20 protein-coding genes are annotated in these 16,363 nt (G+C 70.2%); all 20 read left to right on the forward strand.

Annotation, left to right across the window (positions count from 1 at the left end; genetic code table 11):
• The first annotated feature begins 30 nt into the window (after window positions 1–30).
• Window positions 31–270: a hypothetical protein gene (locus LNW73_RS34860; RefSeq protein ID WP_250993192.1), complete on the forward strand. Its 240-nt coding sequence runs from the start codon at window positions 31–33 to the stop codon at window positions 268–270.
• A complete protein-coding gene (locus tag LNW73_RS34865) occupies window positions 270–500 on the forward strand; it encodes a hypothetical protein (RefSeq protein WP_250993193.1) in 231 nt (76 codons plus the stop codon). Before LNW73_RS34860 ends, LNW73_RS34865 begins: the two co-directional genes overlap by 1 nt.
• Before the next feature lie 413 nt (window positions 501–913).
• Complete coding sequence (locus LNW73_RS34870; protein ID WP_250993194.1) at window positions 914–1,258, forward strand: hypothetical protein; 345 nt, start codon at window positions 914–916, stop codon at window positions 1,256–1,258.
• 134 nt (window positions 1,259–1,392) lie between these two features.
• Window positions 1,393–1,986: a hypothetical protein gene (locus LNW73_RS34875; protein ID WP_250993195.1), complete on the forward strand. Its 594-nt coding sequence runs from the start codon at window positions 1,393–1,395 to the stop codon at window positions 1,984–1,986.
• A gap of 121 nt (window positions 1,987–2,107) precedes the next feature.
• The gene (locus tag LNW73_RS34880) at window positions 2,108–2,824 is read left to right on the forward strand and encodes a hypothetical protein (protein WP_250993196.1); all 717 of its coding nucleotides are present in this window, start codon (window positions 2,108–2,110) and stop codon (window positions 2,822–2,824) included.
• Between the two features lie 115 nt (window positions 2,825–2,939).
• Window positions 2,940–4,772, forward strand: a complete 1,833-nt coding sequence (locus tag LNW73_RS34885; RefSeq protein ID WP_250993197.1) for a DNA cytosine methyltransferase — start codon at window positions 2,940–2,942, stop codon at window positions 4,770–4,772.
• 219 nt (window positions 4,773–4,991) lie between these two features.
• Window positions 4,992–5,690, forward strand: a complete 699-nt coding sequence (locus tag LNW73_RS34890; protein WP_250993198.1) for a hypothetical protein — start codon at window positions 4,992–4,994, stop codon at window positions 5,688–5,690.
• A 71-nt stretch (window positions 5,691–5,761) separates the two neighbouring features.
• Window positions 5,762–6,667: a hypothetical protein gene (locus LNW73_RS34895; RefSeq protein ID WP_250993199.1), complete on the forward strand. Its 906-nt coding sequence runs from the start codon at window positions 5,762–5,764 to the stop codon at window positions 6,665–6,667.
• Between the two features lie 160 nt (window positions 6,668–6,827).
• Window positions 6,828–7,715 carry a DUF4007 family protein gene (locus tag LNW73_RS34900; protein ID WP_250993200.1) on the forward strand — a complete coding sequence of 296 codons (888 nt, stop codon included), beginning with the start codon at window positions 6,828–6,830 and terminating at the stop codon, window positions 7,713–7,715.
• Between the two features lie 85 nt (window positions 7,716–7,800).
• Entirely contained in the window at window positions 7,801–8,250 is a 450-nt protein-coding gene (locus tag LNW73_RS34905; RefSeq protein ID WP_250993201.1) for a hypothetical protein, read from the forward strand.
• 344 nt (window positions 8,251–8,594) lie between these two features.
• Window positions 8,595–9,389 carry a DUF6884 domain-containing protein gene (locus LNW73_RS34910; RefSeq protein ID WP_250993202.1) on the forward strand — a complete coding sequence of 265 codons (795 nt, stop codon included), beginning with the start codon at window positions 8,595–8,597 and terminating at the stop codon, window positions 9,387–9,389.
• Window positions 9,386–10,303, forward strand: a complete 918-nt coding sequence (locus tag LNW73_RS34915) for a Mom family adenine methylcarbamoylation protein (protein WP_250993203.1) — start codon at window positions 9,386–9,388, stop codon at window positions 10,301–10,303. Before LNW73_RS34910 ends, LNW73_RS34915 begins: the two co-directional genes overlap by 4 nt.
• Before the next feature lie 145 nt (window positions 10,304–10,448).
• Window positions 10,449–10,646 carry a hypothetical protein gene (locus LNW73_RS34920; RefSeq protein WP_250993204.1) on the forward strand — a complete coding sequence of 66 codons (198 nt, stop codon included), beginning with the start codon at window positions 10,449–10,451 and terminating at the stop codon, window positions 10,644–10,646.
• 64 nt (window positions 10,647–10,710) lie between these two features.
• Window positions 10,711–11,136: a hypothetical protein gene (locus LNW73_RS34925; RefSeq protein WP_250993205.1), complete on the forward strand. Its 426-nt coding sequence runs from the start codon at window positions 10,711–10,713 to the stop codon at window positions 11,134–11,136.
• Window positions 11,133–11,900 (forward strand): DUF262 domain-containing protein, encoded by a 768-nt coding sequence (locus LNW73_RS34930; RefSeq protein ID WP_250993206.1) that lies wholly within the window; start codon window positions 11,133–11,135, stop codon window positions 11,898–11,900. The genes LNW73_RS34925 and LNW73_RS34930 overlap by 4 nt, the downstream gene beginning before the upstream one ends.
• 89 nt (window positions 11,901–11,989) lie before the next feature.
• Entirely contained in the window at window positions 11,990–12,409 is a 420-nt protein-coding gene (locus LNW73_RS34935; RefSeq protein WP_250993207.1) for a hypothetical protein, read from the forward strand.
• 48 nt (window positions 12,410–12,457) lie between these two features.
• Window positions 12,458–13,069, forward strand: coding sequence for a TetR family transcriptional regulator (locus tag LNW73_RS34940; RefSeq protein WP_250993208.1), 612 nt, complete (start codon window positions 12,458–12,460; stop codon window positions 13,067–13,069).
• A gap of 169 nt (window positions 13,070–13,238) precedes the next feature.
• A complete protein-coding gene (locus tag LNW73_RS34945) occupies window positions 13,239–13,544 on the forward strand; it encodes a hypothetical protein (RefSeq protein ID WP_250993209.1) in 306 nt (101 codons plus the stop codon).
• A gap of 166 nt (window positions 13,545–13,710) precedes the next feature.
• Complete coding sequence (ligA, locus tag LNW73_RS34950) at window positions 13,711–15,777, forward strand: NAD-dependent DNA ligase LigA (protein WP_250993210.1); 2,067 nt, start codon at window positions 13,711–13,713, stop codon at window positions 15,775–15,777.
• An 87-nt stretch (window positions 15,778–15,864) separates the two neighbouring features.
• Window positions 15,865–16,242 carry a hypothetical protein gene (locus LNW73_RS34955; RefSeq protein WP_250993211.1) on the forward strand — a complete coding sequence of 126 codons (378 nt, stop codon included), beginning with the start codon at window positions 15,865–15,867 and terminating at the stop codon, window positions 16,240–16,242.
• Window positions 16,243–16,363 lie beyond the last annotated feature (121 nt).

Raw genomic sequence — 16,363 nt, forward strand, 5'->3', positions numbered from 1 at the left:
GACTCGTCGAGCCCCAACCGGAAGGCCACCATGAACGACCGCGCAACCGACGAGGCCCAGCGCGTGCCGAGCGCCCCCTTCGCCACCGGCCCGCACCACGCCCATCGCGCCCATCGGCCGCCCAGACCCGAGGTGCAGCGAGCAGCGAAGCAGGACCCGGCGCGACGGATGGACCAGCCCCCGGCCGATACCGTCGGCCGGCCCTCGAAGGCATCCCCGGGAAGCGTCAGCCGGCCGCAGGTCGGCCAGGACGGGGACGGAGTCTCCTGATGGGCAAGTCCGCGCTGCGGCGCAACAAGGCGTCGGCGACACGGCGACGCGCCTGCACCGACAAGCGGAGCTTCCCGTCGCTGCAAGCGGCGCAGGCAGTCGCTGACGCGCTCGTCCGCGCGGAACCCTGGCGGCACCCGCGGATCGCTTACGAGTGCCAGTACAGCGGCGGCACTCCCCACTGGCACATCGGGCGACCGTTCAACATCCCTAGGAAGCGGCGCCGCTGAGACCCCCGCGCCCGCAGCGGACATGCCTCGTCACCGTCAGTCGGCGGCGCAGCAACACCGGACAGCCCAACAAACGAAGTTGCGTAACTCCATGAGTATGAGTATTGTATGAGGTGTCGGGCGGGGAAGTCGAGCCCGCTCCAGCTCCTGTAGCTCAGAAGGAAGAGCGGCCGTAAAACGGAACGGCGGCACGGCGAGACGGTTGCGGATGCACCGGGACCGGGCCCTGGCAAGCCAAAAGCCCCAGGGTTGGGGAACCTAAACGAGGGGCAGCTCACGGCCCCGAACCCCCGGCAGGGAAGCGCGTTGTCCAAGCTCGCCTACTTGGCGCGGGTTCGAGTCCCGCCAGGAGCGCACAGCCCGTCTGCGCACACCGCGCTTGCGGCAAGTCACCGACAGAAGGAGAAGAAACCGTGCGCGTAGAAGTCTGGTTCGACCTGGGCGTCCCGCCCGATGAAGTCGAGTACACGGCAGAGTTCCTGTGGGACTTCGGGAGCTGCCCCCTTCCCCGGCGAGACGACCAGATCGCCCTCGGCGAACTGCTGATGACCGTCCGCGAGGTCCGCTATAAGTGCACGGATGCCGACTACATCGCCTCGCGCGACCATCCCGTCGCCCCCGTCGAAGTCGAGTTGCGACTGAAGCTGAACAAGGCCACCCGACAGGCTCGCCACGCGCCGCAGGAATTCCACGAGATTCTCTCCGCGCTGCCCAGCGTCAGCGAACTGTCCGTCACAGGTGCCGGACACGGGGCATAGGCCCGCCGGGCCGGGGCGCCTCGGCCGCCGCTGCGGCGCCCCGGCTCCGACCAACGGGGACAGTCCACCCGCTCTTCTCCAACCGGCACCCGCATCCGCAGGGGCCGAATTCCGACGCTCACGAGGAACCGACGATGACCAGCAGCGCACTGACCACCTTCCCCGGCGAGGCGAACTCAGCTGACGTGCACCGCGCGCTGGCCGCCTTGAACGCCGCCGCGACGCATCCCGTCGAACTCTGGGACCATGCCCGCAGCCAGCAGGTTCAGGAACTGGCCGCCTGGCTGCACTGCGCCGCGATGTGCCGCAGACAGGATCTGGCCGAGGTCGCCAGCTCGGCGGAAGGCTCCTCCCAGAACGTGATCCACGGCCTGATCACCGCTCACGCATCCATGCGCGCCCGCCAGGAGGCCGAAATCGCCCCGTTCAAGGGGCCTGACGGCGCCCTACTGGGCAACGACTATGACGACCACGACGAGTACGCCGACCGGCACGCCGACGAGAAGATCCAAATGCTCGGCATGGTCATGGCTGTTCTGACCGGTGAATTCGGACGGCCGGAGCCACAGCCCGACGCTCAGGCCGGCATGAGCGCCGTCCTGGAGGCCATGACCGGCGACCTCGAAGGTGGCGACATCGTAGAAGCCATCAAGGACCGGCTCCAGGCCCTCGGATTCGACCTCGCCATCCCCGACGCCTTCGAGGACGAGGAGGATGAGGCCGCCTGAGCCGTCCAGCGTCCGACCGGAGCCGTCCACGGCAGACCACCACGTTGCCGCCGAGGCACTGCCGGTTCTACTCGTCCACGCATCGCCGGAGTCGGCGAGCCACATCGCCCTGAAGGGCTGCATGACCACCATCGGCCAGGAGATCGGCCACGTAGAGCTCGCCGCGGGCATGTGGATCTGCCGCACCGTGCGCCTGGAGAACGGCAAGACCCGTGAGGAGTTCGGGCTACTGGCTGTCCGCCGGGACACCGGCAAGCTGGTGCTCTGGAGCACCGACCGGCTCCAGCACGCGGCGTGCCTGGTCCTGAGCCCGGTCAGCGGATGGACTTACCGCCAAGTCCCGCGCGGAGAGAGCCTGGCGCCGGAACAGGTCTCCCTCATCGAGGCGTACGCCGAGCGCGGCATCTACGACCCGGCCCAGGGATGCTGGGTGCTGCCGACGCCCACCGCGGCGGAGGACGGAGACGCCGCGGGGCTCGCGCCGAACGCCGGGCCGGCCGAGGAGGCGCAGGGCGCGGTGACGGCGCTGGTCCATCTGGCCGGCGAGTTGGGGCTGACGGACGTGGACGTTGACCAGCTGGTGTACGACATGGTTCACCGTGGCGCCTCGAACGCCTACAACAACGGCGAGCGGCCCGAGTTGAGCGACCTCGACGCGTTCGACGCCGTCCACGACGACGCCGACGAGCGGGCCAGCACGATCAACAACGGCGGCCTGGAGGACCAGCTCTCCGCGCTCGTCGAGGCGTTCGGGGAACAGCAGGTGGAGCGGATGCTGCGGGCCGAAGCCGCCCCCGTGCCGGGTGAGTGCTCCAACACCATTCGGGATGTTGCTTAACTCCATTAGTTTGGTTACGGCCGGACTGCCGGCCAGTGTGGTCGAGCCGCCCGGCACTGGGGCCGTTCCCGCCGGCCCGACCCCGAGGCGGCCGAGAGCAATGAGGCACACGACGATGAGCACCCCTTCCCCCGCCGCCGCGCCGCCGGCCGACACGGTCAGCGACCCCGGCGGCCCCGAGACCATGGACAACGAAGGAGGCGCGCCGGTCTCCGCGCCGTGCCCTGTGGCGGAGGCGGAGCGGCTGCACGCCCGCGCCGTCGAGCGGCACACCGCCGCGCAGTCGGCAGCGGAGGCGCATTCCGAGGATGTCCGGGCCGCGTACGAGGCCATCGACTGGGCGCAGCGGTGGCGGCTGCCCCAGCCGGTGGTGGACGAGGGCTGGGACTACCGGTGGGAACTGGAAGAGGCGAGCACCGCGATCTGGGCCCGCGCTCACATGGCGCACTGGGTCGCCCAGTGGGCCCGGGTGTCGGTGGCGAAGGTGCGCGCGGCGCTGGGCCTGCCGGTGGACGATGTCGACCTCCTCGACGACGAGGAGCGCGACATCTACATCGCGGGGCTGAGCGATGAAAAGCGCGCGGCGCTGGCCGGGCCCTGGCCGGTGGAGTGGCTCTATCGGCCAAAGCCCGGCGCCCCCATCCGGATCGTGAACCTGTTCGCCGGTCCCGGGGGCTGGTGCGAGGGCATCGCGCAGGTCCTGGGCGAGCCGGTCGACATGGTCGGCGTGGACATCTCGCAGGCCGCGTGCGCCACGGCACAGGCAGCCGGCTTCCGGCGGATCTGCGCCTCCGTCACGGACCTGGACCCCGCGAACCCCGCGCTGCGTTACGTGGTTGCGGTGATCCTTTCCCCGCCGTGCCAGACCCTCTCGCCCGGCGGAAAGCTTGCCGGCCTCGCCGACGAGGCCATGCAGCTGGTCGAGGACGTGATCACCGAAGCCGGAGCGGCAGCCGGGTTCATCATGGTCGACGATGCTGGCGACGGCCTGGAGGGCTACGCCCCGCCCACCGGTGCCACCTGGGACGAAGTCCGGGCCCCGCTGGCGGCGCTGAAGGACGAACGCACCGGGTTGATGGCCGAAGCCGTGATCTGGCCGCTGGCCCTGCAGGCCAAGCACGGCTCCATCCGCTGGGTGGCCATGGAGCAGTCCTCGAACCTCTTGAAGTCCGCGGTCGCCCAGTACGTGGTCGAGGCGATCCGGTCCGAGTTCTACGGCGCCGGATGGGAATACAGCGATTTCAGCCTGATCGAGGCGGCCGACTACGGCGCGGCCTCCAAGAAGAACAGGACGTTCATGGTGTGCATGCGCTACACCAGGCCGTTCGTCAGCTACCAGCCCAGCAGCCCGATCCCGATCACCACCTGGGCCGCGTGCATGGGCTGGGAGAAGGGCCACAAGGTCAACACCCGCGGCGTGCGCGGCATCGACCCCAACACCGGCCGGCCCAAGGGCGGTGGCACCTTCACCGCCGACCAGCCCGGCACCACGGTGACTGGTACCGCGTACGGGTGGAAGCGTGAGGCCGACGGCCTCACGCACAGCCACGCCGACCTCGGCCGCGCCGTCGGCTTCCGTGCGGACTTTCCCTGGACCCATGTCGGCCGCGGCGAAGGCTTCCGCAACAAGACCCAGCTCATCGCCGACACCGTCAGCCCCATGGCCGCGGCCGCCTGGATCGGCCATATCCTGGGCCGCATCTGGGAACCCCGGACCCGTGCCTACGTGCACAACCTTTACGCCCTCCGCGGGCCCGGCCGTCCCGCAGTCGTGCAGGTCGGCAGCAAGCAGGGCGACGCCCGGCAGGCCCAGTACGGGCAGGGGCAGTTGGCCCTCAAACGTCACGACACTGCGGGTCGCGAGGGCCGGACGCTGACCCGGGTCGCCCACCCGGCCCGCCCCGCCACGACGGCACCGCCTCGCCAGCGGCGCCGCGCCGCCCGCTGACCGCTTCCGGGATCGCCGGCACGGGTGGCGTCATGGCGGGACGGATTCGGATCCGTCGCCGACAGGGAGTTCCAGGAGCCGCGTCATCAAACGCAATTGCTTAATTATATGACTTCATGTATTGTCTGAGTATCGCTTCGCCGATCCAGTAGAGCTCGCCCGTACGGGGCCCGCTCCTGGCACGGTGTTTCCCGCCCACGCTCTGCGATCGGAACTTCGATGGCTTCACGACACGTCCTTGTGTGCCTGCCCCCGCATGCCGCCGAAACCGCTTACACCCTCGACACGCGACTGCGGCGCGCCCTGAACAAGGTCCGGGGCGGCCACTTCGACAGCTACGAGATCACCACGGGCCGGTACACCGGGCACTTCCCGCTGATCCCCGGCGCTCCGGCCGACGACCCCCGCCTCGTACGGCCCGCGTCCGGCCCGGCCGACCGGTGTGCGGGCGGCGTTCTGAGCCTGTTGGACCTCCCCGCGCTGCGGGACCGCCGCGCGACGGAGGCCGCCACGCTCTACGACGCCTGGAAGCAGGCCACCGACGGCATGCCCCCGGCCGATCCCTGGGAACGGTTCGAGCAGCAGTGGGGCGGAGATTCCTTCCAGGCACTCCTCGGCTTCCGCGCGCAGCGGCAGCTCAAGGTGCTGGACATGATCAAGCCCGGTCCCCGGCAGCGTGGCGAAGAGGTGGCCCTGGTCAGGCTGGACCGTACCGGGTTCATCGACCGGGCCCGGCGGCGTGCCGTGCCGGGCAGCAGCCTCCGGGAACTCGACGGCACGTGGACCACTGATCCGGCCTGGCTGAACTCGGACGACGCCTTCGAGACCGGCAGCACGGCCTACTACGACCATGTGAACGCCTACATCGACGCTCGCGGTGCCGACTTCCTGGTGGTGGGCGTGGACTGCCGACGCTGACCGCCGATCCTCTCAGCGGCGGGGCAGCGCCGTGAACTGCCCACCAACCCCCCGACCGAGGAGACACCTCCATGTCCTGGGACCTCGTTCCTGGCCAGCGCATTGACCGGGCGGCTCTGCACGCCTGCTACGGCGGCCGTATCCATCCGCGCATCAGCCCCTCGAAGCAGAGTCCGAACGTCTTCCTGTTCATCACCCCGGACGCCGAGGCGAGTTCGCACGACGGTTGGACGGGCGAGCATCTGTACTTCGGAGGCGAGGGCGGGCTGGACGGCACTGATCAGAAGCTGTCGCAAGGCAACCGCTCCGTCGTCGAGCACGCACAGGACGACCGCGCGTTGCGCGTGTTCCTCCAGCTTCACGAGGGACCGGTGCAGTACCTGGGCCAGTTCCGGCTGGACTCCACGGTGCCGTTCGTGCAGGTCGATGCTCCTTACGACATGCGCAGACCCCAGGACGTCAGGAAGGCGCTCGTCTTCCGTCTCCTGCCGCTGAAGGGTCCGCCGACAGGCTTGCGCCCGGCCGAACCCGTCGCCCGGCGCAAGGTGCTCCAGCGGTCCCCACCCTGTCCGGCGGGAGGAACCGCGCCGGGTCGCGCGGAGCCGAGCCCGGCGCAGGAGGCCGCGAGCAGACTGCTCCGGCAGTACGAGCACTATGCGCGGTGGGAGCGGCGAGCCGATCTGACCGGCTACCGGATCAAGATCGCCGGGGCCATCACAGAGCTGGGCGTCGACCTGTACGACCTCACCCGCAACGAGCTGGTGGTGGCCCGGGCGTCGCTGGCGCGTGCCGTCGTGCGCGAGGCCATCGGAGAGCTCCACGACCTGGCCCGCTACTTCGATCCGGAGCCGACCAGGGTCCTGTTGCTGCCCTCCCGGCCGGACAAAGACCTGTCCGAACTCCTGCATCGGCAGCAGGTGACCGCCGTGTGGCCGATCGGCCCGCGCCGGTTCGGCCGCACCTCTCCCTCGTCCTGACCCCCGCACCGTCCCGGTGTCCTGCCGCCCGGCGGCAGGACACCCTCACCCGGAGGTGAACACGCTACCCATGGAAGATCACACGGCCCCGCTGGCGGGCTGCATCCCGGCCTTCGGCCGACACCGGACCTACCCCCCGCGGCAAGGATGGCTCCTGAAAGTGCACACCGCCCTCCAGGAGGACCCGCACGTCTTCCAGCGGCCCGACGCTCCCGTCGTCCTCGGCGTCGGGTCCAGCATGGTGGCGTCCATGCGGTTCTGGGCAGGCGCGTTCGGCCTCGTGCGGGAGGACACCGCAGGGACCGGAGCGGCGGCGCCCACCGCCCGGGGCCACTGGCTGCTCGACGACGAGAACGGCGCCGACCCGTATCTGGAAGACCCGGGCAGCCTGTGGCTGCTCCACTGGTGGCTGCTCACCGGCACACCCTGCTCCGTGCCGACCTGGTACTACGTGTTCGCCGCGTCCGGGATCTCCCGCTTCACCCGCGCCGAACTGCTCTCCAGCATCCGGAACGCCGTCACGCGAAACGGATGGCAGCCCCCGGCTGACGACACCATCAAACGCGACATCGCCTGCCTGGCAACGATGTACGCACCGCAGGTCGGCTCCGTCGACCAGCCTCGCGCCGGCTTGGAGGACGTTCTCACCAACCCGTTTCGCGACCTCGGCCTCCTGAGCACCGCGTCCCCCACATCCCACCCGCGCGGAGACCGGAGCCACGAGATCACGGTCATCCGGGGCGCGGGCCGGTCCGCCCCGGCCGCCGCCCTGCTCTACGCCTGCCTCGACTTCGCGGCCCGCGACACGGCCGCCCCCGGCAGCACCTCGCTCGCGCGCCTGGCGAGCGGCCCCGGACGGATCATGCTCCTGGACGGCGGGGCGCTGCGCGGGGCGCTGGAACGCGCGGCCGCCCGCCACCCGGCCGTCGCGGTCGTGGAGTCCGGGGCAGGCGAAATGCTGCTGGCCTACGACGCACCCCCTGCGGTCCTGGCCAACCAAGTCCTGGCCGGCATCTTCCACCGGCCGGGCGCTCCAGGTGACGCCTGACGTACGGCGCCGCACCCGCCGCCGAGCAGCTGCGCCGCACCGCAGCCGGACTGCCCGCGCACCCGACTTCAGGAGTACCCGCACCTTGACCGCCGACCACCCGTACATCGCATACCTGGACCCCACCGATCCCGCCCGCCCCCAGCCCGGCCGGGCCAACGACGAGGAAGCCGACCGCTCCGAGGACGCGGTCCTGACCGCCTACCTCGCCCACCTGACGGCCAAAGAGCACCGAGTGCTGCGCCACCGCGTCGTCACGGTCCCCGACCTGGCCTCCACCGACCTCTTCGACGCCACCGCCGGAGAGCTGGTGATGGCCTGCCATCGCACGCACTACCTCGCGCTCATCGCCGCGTACGGAGTGATCATCGACTGCGAGCGGTTCTTCCCCCGCCCTCGCCGCACGCTGCTGCTCACCACCGCTCCCGGCCAGGCCACACGGGAGTTCCTGTCCCACCACAAGATCACCGCGATCTGGCCCGCGGGCGGCGCCTTCGTCCGCGCGGACCCGGCTCCTGAGGGAATCGGGCCGTGAGGCGCCAGCCCTTCAGGGCACCCTCGAACAGGGCCGAGAGCCGCGCCTGGCGCGAGGCCGGACTCCTCGTCGACGTCGCCGGGCGTGCCCTGCCGGCCACGGGTCGGCCCTGCGCATTCTGCGACGGCGAGGACCTCGGCGACACCTGCCCGGCAGCACTGTCCTGCCCCACATGCCGCGCCGGGGCCGGGAAACGGTGCCTGCGGCCCAGCGGACACGCAGCCGAGCAGTGGCATCGAGCGCGCATCCGCGCCGCCGACCTGGAAGACCAACGCCGCGAGGAGAGCGGCGACACCACTCTGCCCGCCCGGTGGGCCGACACCCAGCCGAGCACCAACCGAGGTATGAGGAAGACGATGACCACCGAGCACCGCCACACCAACCCCGTTGACGCGACCGCCTCCACCAGGTCGGAGCAGCCCGGCGAGCCGGACAGACCTCGTGAGTCCGGCCCGTCCACGACGCACGTCACCACCACCCAGCGCCGCGCCCTCCTCGCCGGCGCCAGAGATCCGCTCGGACTGCTGCCCAAGTCCGTCAACCTGCGGACCCTGAACTGCCTTGCCGAGGCTGGCTACGTGGGCCTCGACCAGAGCCGCGACATCCTTCGCGGACGGGAGGCGACACGGGAGCAGCTCGACGTCTGGGGCGGCGCCCTGACCGAGGCTGGCTGGCAGCGGGCCCGGGCGGAAGGCGCGGACAGGTACCGGATCGTCGTCGTCGGCTGTGGCAAGGCCAAGCAGGACCGCCGCGTGACCGCCGGCGCGATGTACGTCGGTTCGTTCCATGGCTCCTGCCGGTACGCGGCAGAAGCCCTGCTCCAGGACGGCGGCCGCCTCTACATCCTCTCCGCCGCCCACGGGCTTCTCGACCTGTCCACGCAGATCGACCCGTACGACATCACGGTGGGCGACCCCGGCGGCGTCAGCGCGGACTTCGTGCAGGCGCAGGTCCGGGAACGCGGCATCGAGTCGGCGGAGGTGACGGTGCTGGCCGGCAGCAAGTACGTGGCCCTCGCGCGGCACTCCTGGCCCGGTCTCCAGGCTCCGCTCGCCGGCGCCAGCGGGATCGGGGCGATGAAGCAGCGCCTCTCCCAGATCCGGTTCGGCGCGCGCGGCGAAGCCGGGCGGCAGCGGTGAACGCGCCGCTCGGCCCCGCCCAGGCGCAGTGGGAGGCCATGGCCGCCGGCCGTGGCGACGGTTGGGCGCAGCGGTGGAGCGGCCGAGTGCCGAGCTGGCGTCACACGTCGCAGGGCGGGTTCGACCGGCGTCGCTACGAGGTGGTCGAGCTGGCCGAGGTGCCTGCCCGGGCGTACATCCAGGCGAACCACTACCTGTCGGGGTGGCCGCCGGCGGTACACCGGTACGGGCTGGTGGACCTTGAGGCCGCTCCGGGTGATGACGACCAGGCGGTCGGCGGTGGGCCGCTGGTCGGTGTTGTCGTTCTCGGCGTCCCGATGAGCCGCCGGGCTCTTACCAAAGTTCTCCCCCTGTTGGAGCCATACACGGAAGCCCTGGAGATGTCTCGGGTGTGCTTGTCGCCCTCGGTGGCCAGTAACGGGGAGAGCTTCGCGGTCGCGGGCGCGCTGCGTCTGGCTGCGGACCGGGGCGTACGCGGTGTCGTCACCTACGCGGACCCCGTCGCACGCCTTCGGACCCTGCCGGACGGGCGCACGGCTGGCTCGCCCCGGGGGCATCTCGGGATCATCTATCAAGCTCTTTCGGCGACCTACACGGGCCGCAGCACGGCGAGGACAGTGACCGTGCTGCCGGACGGGCAGATTCTCCCGGCTCGGTCGATCTCGAAATTCGTCGCCGGCGACTGCGGCGCCAACGGGTTCGAGCGGCGCATCCTGGCGCTGGGTGCCTCGGAGCGCCCTGCGGGAGCCGACCGGCGCGCATGGTTGCGTGCCGCGTTGGAGCAGGTCGGGGCTCGGCGCTGGCGTCACCCGGGGACCCATCGGTATGTCCTGCCCGTTGGTCGCACCCGCGCCGAACGGTCGCGCACCGTCATCGCCCTGGGTGCGTTGCCATACCCCAAGCATGTTGCGTAAGTCTATGACTCGGGTTATGGTGACGGCGTTGCCTGGCTCGATCCCACGACCTCGTGCCAGCCGACTCCCCCGCCCGCGCCTCGAACGTAGGGGCCGGGAGAAGCCGCGCGTCGTCCGCGTCCGAACAGCAGAGCATGGAGATCGGATGCCCATCTGGAACGCTCGGCTGAGCGTGATCGCGAACATCGAGGCGGGCTCGGAGGACGAGGCCCTGGCCATCCTGGCTACGGCGTTGAAGCGCGCCGGGTTCCAGACCTATGGTCTCGATGGCGCCGCCGACGCCTTCGCAGCCGAAGAGGGCACAGCGGCCACCGAACTCCCCGACCCCTTCCGGCTGCGCTGACCAACGCCGCTCACCCAGCCCAGCACTTCCACTTCCCCGGCCCGACTGACAGGAGTCCCCCATCATGGATTTCACCGAGTTCACCAGGCTGCGCGCAGCGCAGGAGCAACCGCCTACGCTCAGCGCCGCCGAGGTCAGCGGCCCGGATCGCACCCTCGTCTACGGGTACACCAGCGACAGGTCCACCTGGCACGTCTACCTCCGGGCCGGCGAGGTGCACCTCACGGTCTACAACGGCGTCTCCGGCACGGTGAAACGCTACGAGGCCCGGACCGTCTGGAACGTGGCGGAGCTCGTGCCGGACAAGCGGGTGTACCCCGAGAGCGTCGACGGCGAGTTCGCGTCGCTTCTGCTGGACCGCGGGCAGCGCCTGCCCTACAAGAACTTCGACGAGAACCGGCACCGCAACGTCGCTGGCCTGGACTTCCACGGCGTCACCTACGACGCCGCCACCGGCGTGCTCGACCACCACGGGAGCAAACGGTCATGACCCGGCAGACGCTGGCCCCCATCCAGCACACCAGCCTCGCACCGAGCGCACGCCCCGCAAGCACACTGGTCCGCAGCGTTGACGACGGACAACTCGATCTCGACCCGCCCTATCAGCGGGGAGCTGTCTGGACGGTGGACCAGCACATCGCCCTGGTCCGTTCCTGGCTGACCGGCCTGCCCGCAGGCGTGGTCATCCTCAGCGACCGCGGTAACCCCGCCTGGGCGGCAGCGACCGAAGACGTCTACGAGACGGGGGCGGCGATCTGGGCCGCCGTCGACGGCAAGCAGCGCATCCTCACGGCAAAGGGGTGGTTCGACAGCCAATTCGCCGTCCCGTCCTCCTGGTTCGATCCCGCGCTCGTGGCCGAGACCGAAGCGACGAGCGACGGTCCGTACGTCCGCCACTGCGGACTCACCGAGGCAGGACAGCTCAAGTTCGACCGGCGCGCGCAGTTCCAGGTGGCCGAGTTCCGAACCGCCGCCAGCATCGCCGATGAGGCAGCCGCGTTTGTCCTGGTCAACGGCGGCGGGACCCCGCAGAGTCGAGACGACATGAACCGGGCACGCAGCGCCGCCGGCGTCCCTGAGGAAGAGAGCGACAGCACGGCGGACGAGATCCAGGACTGCACGTGCATCGAATTCTGCGACCAGGACCCCGCCACCGCCTGCACGCTCTCCGGCCGCCGGCACGTCCACCCCCGGGACAAAAACGGCGAGTTCGGCCCGTGCCCTGTTCACCCAGAGGCCGAAGGCGATCTCTAGAGATTGCTTAAATCTATGAGTATGCGTATAGTAGTGATCACGCGGGCAGGATGCTCCGCCGATCCGATCCCTTCGCTTCCAGGAGCGCCATGTCGTACATAACCGCCCTCGCGTCCGCCGTCGCCCCGGGATATCCCGTGAGCTTCAAGGTGTACGGCGACCATCCCGTCCAGGACCACATCGCCGAAGGGACGGTCACCGCGACCAAGCGGACCGCCTTCATGACGACGGAGGTGTCCTTGGACAACGGCCGCACGTACCCGCTGCCCGTCACCCGCCGGGTGCGCGTGCACGCCGCCTTCCTCAAAAGCGGGTACGCGAACGAGGTGGCGAACTCCGGCCCCGCCATCGACTGGCTCGCCGACGCGGCGCAAATCTGGACGGAGAGCCTGACCGACCAGCTCAAGGCGCAGCTCAAGTCCAACACCGAGGCATTCTTCGCGTCCCCCTGGCCCGGGCGGGAGAAGCTCATCGCCTCGCTGCGGGCCGCACAGCACCGGACCCCGTGAACAGCGCCCATCGCCCGGCGACCGACACCGACGACAAGCGGAGAGACGATGACGAACACGGTCCTGTCCACGGACGGACGACAGGTTGGCGAACGTGGCCGCCAAACCCGGCTCAAGCTGCTCAAGAGCCTCGCCACCGAGCTCGGTGTCACCGGATACCGGGGGTCGACGGTCGCGGATGTCGCCCGCCGGGCACGGACCTCGCCCGCGACCTTCTACCAGTACTTCTCCGACCTCGACGAGGCCGTCCTGACCCTGGCGGAGGCCGTCGCCATCGCGGGTTCCATCAGCTCGCCGCCGACGGAGACCGACGGGGACTCTGCGCATGGGCTGGTCCACGCGTTCTTTGCCCTGTACGAACGGCACCGGGCGGTGCTGCGCGTGATCGACATGAAGGCCGCCGAGGGCGATCAGCGGTTCACCGCGCTGCGCATCCAGTTCCTGAGCGGCCTCCAGGCGGAACTGGAGCGCACCGCCTCCGCCGCCCGCCCCGCCGCCGGAGCGCAGGCGGTTGCTCTGGCGGTGGCCCCGCTGGTCTTGATGCTCGCCGCGACGGCCGCCCACGAAGACGAACTGACAGCGTGGTCACTGGAGGGCGGGGCGGTCCGCGCCAGCGCGGCGGAGATGGTCCACACCGCCGTCACCGGGGCAACCGCATAGCCCCGTCCCATCCAGCGGCCGACCGAGTGCCGACAACACCGGCTCTCCCCGACGTACAGGGCGGATCGCGGGGCAGCCCGCGGTCCGCCCCGCAGTTCGACCGCACAGCCGCAGGCGGGGCCGGCTCACTCCTGGCCGGCGCCCCTCTCTCAGATGCGGAGCCACCAACATGCCGACAGACGTAGTCGTGTTCATCGCGTCCAAGAACACCACCAGCACGCACCGGCGCGTGCTGTGGCGGGTCAGCGAGGGCGATGCCCGCAAGCTGTGCAGCGACGACCGCACCTCGGGGCGGAACCACATGCTCTGCTGGACCGCACACGAGATCGACGACCCCGAGATCAACCGCTACGTCCGCGACACCGGCTCGTACGCGCAGGTCCTGGCCGAGCATCAAGTCGTCGTCCTGGGTTCGCTCGCCGCCGCCGGCCAGAAGCAATCCCAGAGGCGAACCCATCCCAGGCATGTTGCTTAAGTTCATGACTTCGGTTATGGTTTGAGAGTGCCCGCAACTTCGATGCGGCGCTCTTTCCTCCCATGGCCACACCGGGCCCTTGGCTGCTCCCGCCGCCCGGGACGCCCGGTCCAGCACCGCTTCGCCGACGAAGCGGACATGACCAATCTCAGAAGGATCACAGACCATGCCCATCGCCACCCCTGCCCTGTACGACCATGCCGCCTACCTCCAGGCCGTGGAGAAGGCGATCGACGCTGCCGCCGCCTACTACCGCGACGGCACCTCGGCGCTGGACGACGAGACCTTCGACCAGCTCATGCGGGACATCGCCGACTACGAAGAGCGGCACCCAGAGCACCGGTTCGCCGATTCGCCCACCGGCAAGGTCGCCGCCGGGGCGCTGGACGGCGGCGAGGTCCGCCACGCCACCCCCATGCTCGGCCTGAACAACGTCTTCGACTACGACGAACTCACCCGCTGGGGCCAGGGCCTGGCCAAACGGATCGGATGTGCCCCGCGCGGCTTCCATGCCAGCCTGAAGATCGACGGAATGGCAATCGCCGCGCACTACCGCGACGGCAAGCTCGTACGGATCGCCACACGCGACAACGGCACCTCCGGCGGCGATGTTTCCCACGCCATCGGCAGCATCGACGGACTCCCGGACACCCTCGCCGCGCCCATTACCGTGGAGGTGCGCGGCGAAGTCGTGCTGCTGCGCTCGCGGTTTGAGGAGGCCAACGCCATCCGGACCGCGTACGGCGAATCGCCGTTCTCCAACCCCCGCAACGCCGCCTCGGGATCGCTCAGGGCGACCGGGCGCGCCTACAGCATCCCGCTCTCCTTCTACGGCTACGGCCTGCTGACGGCCGACAACGGTGAGGCCGGGCGGCTGGTCCGGGAACGGTTGACCCACTCCGACCTGATGAAGTCGCTGCGCGGTCTCGGGGTCCAGACGGTGGACGACACTCCGGTCGGCACGCTGACGTCGCCGCTCCTGAAGGACGTGCGCGCCTACATCGAGAAGGTCGCCGAGCAGCGGCCGGACCTGCCCATGGGGATCGACGGCATCGTCATCAGGGCCGATCACTCGCTCGACGAGGCGGCGGCTGGTGCCAGTTCGCGGGCACCTCACGGCTCCATCGCTTTCAAGTTGCCCGCCGAGGAGAGGACCACGCGGCTCAAGGAGGTCACCTGGGCCACCGGCCGGACGGGCAACCTCGCCCCCCGCGCGGAGCTGGAGCCGGTGGAGATCGGAGGGGTCACGGTGACGTTCGCGACGCTCCATAGTCCGGGGATGATCAAGCGTCTCGGGCTGCTGGTCGGGGATGCCGTGGTGGTGCGCCGCGCCGGCGACGTGATTCCGCAGGTGCTGGCCCCGGTGGTGTCCATCCGCACCGGGGCGGAGAAGCCGATCGAGCTGCCTTCCCGATGCGTGGGCTGTGGTGGGGAGATCGACACCGCCCAGGAGCGGTGGCGCTGCCTGAAGGGGCGCGCATGCGACCTGGCACGTTCGATCGAGTACGCGGCCGGACGGGATCAGCTCGACATCAAGGGCCTGGGGCCGCAGATCATCGCCCAGCTGGTCGCCCGCAAGTCCGTGGAGGACATTGCCGACCTGTTCACCCTCACGCACGAGCAGCTCGCCGTTGCCACCGGGAGCGAGAAGACTGCCGCCACGATCCTGGACCGGATCACGGCGGCGAGGCAGCAGCCCCTCAACCGCGTCTTCTGCGCCCTGGGCGTACGAGGCACCGGACGGAGCATGTCCCGCCGGATCGCCCGGCACTTCGGAGTTTTGGCGGCCGTCCAGGCGGCATCCAACGCGGAGCTGCGGGAGGTGGAGGGGATCGGCTCGGTGAAGGCCGCCCTGATGATCGAGGAACTCGCCGAGCTGGAGCCCGTGATCGCCAAGCTCGTGGCGGCGGGCGTCAATCTCGCCGAGCCCGCGGCGACCGCATCCTCAGCAGGTCCGCAGTCCGCAGGCGGCGACGCGCTGGAGCTGCCGCTGGCGGGGATGACCGTCGTGGTGACGGGCAGCATGACCGGGTCGCTCGCAGAACTGGCCCGGGGGGCCATGAACGAGCTGATCGAGCGAGCCGGCGGCAAGGCGGGCTCCAGTGTCTCGCGGGCCACCAGCCTGGTCGTCGCCGGGGACAAGGCCGGATCGAAGAGGAAGAAGGCCGAGGCCCTGGGTACGCCCATCATCACCTCGGAGGAGTTCGCCGAGAAGGTCAGCGCCTTCCTGTGACCTACCGGCGGGGGCCGGGCCGCACCCGGCCCGGCCCCCGCCGCCCATCCCGCCCGACGGCTGATCCGACTACGGAGAACGAACGCGATGAAGAAGACTTCGATCGGCACTGCCCGCCACCTGCACCCGCCGGGCACCTCCGGCCTCCTCTGCCGCTGGCACAACCGTGCGGCGCTCGCGACGACCGTCGCCGCCATCGCCCGCCGTCGCGGCCTGGATGTCGGCGCTTCCGAGGAGCAGCTCGCGGACTGCGCGGCGGAGGCGAAGGGGGCGGCGTTGAAGAAGCCGCTGTCCGTAGAGACCGTTGCCGCCATCCGATCCGCTCTGGGCCCCGCGCTGAGCACCGCGAGCGCGCCGGAGGCAGTGGTGGAGGCCGTATTCGGTGCACTGCCGGACCGACCGATCCGAATCGCTGCGGCCGACGGGCAGGAGTTCTTCCTCGTCCCGATCCCCGTCACGCCCTGAGATTGCTTAAGTCCATGAGTTGGGTTATCGTGAAGGCATCGCCGGTGCGGGATGCTGACGCACCAGCGGCCCGACGGCCGCTGCGCACCGGCCCCCAGGTTCCTCGCGGACGGGCCCTTCG

It is taken from the genome of Streptomyces sp. RKAG337 (genome assembly GCF_023701715.1).
In the GTDB taxonomy this organism is placed as follows: Bacteria; Actinomycetota; Actinomycetes; order Streptomycetales; family Streptomycetaceae; genus Actinacidiphila.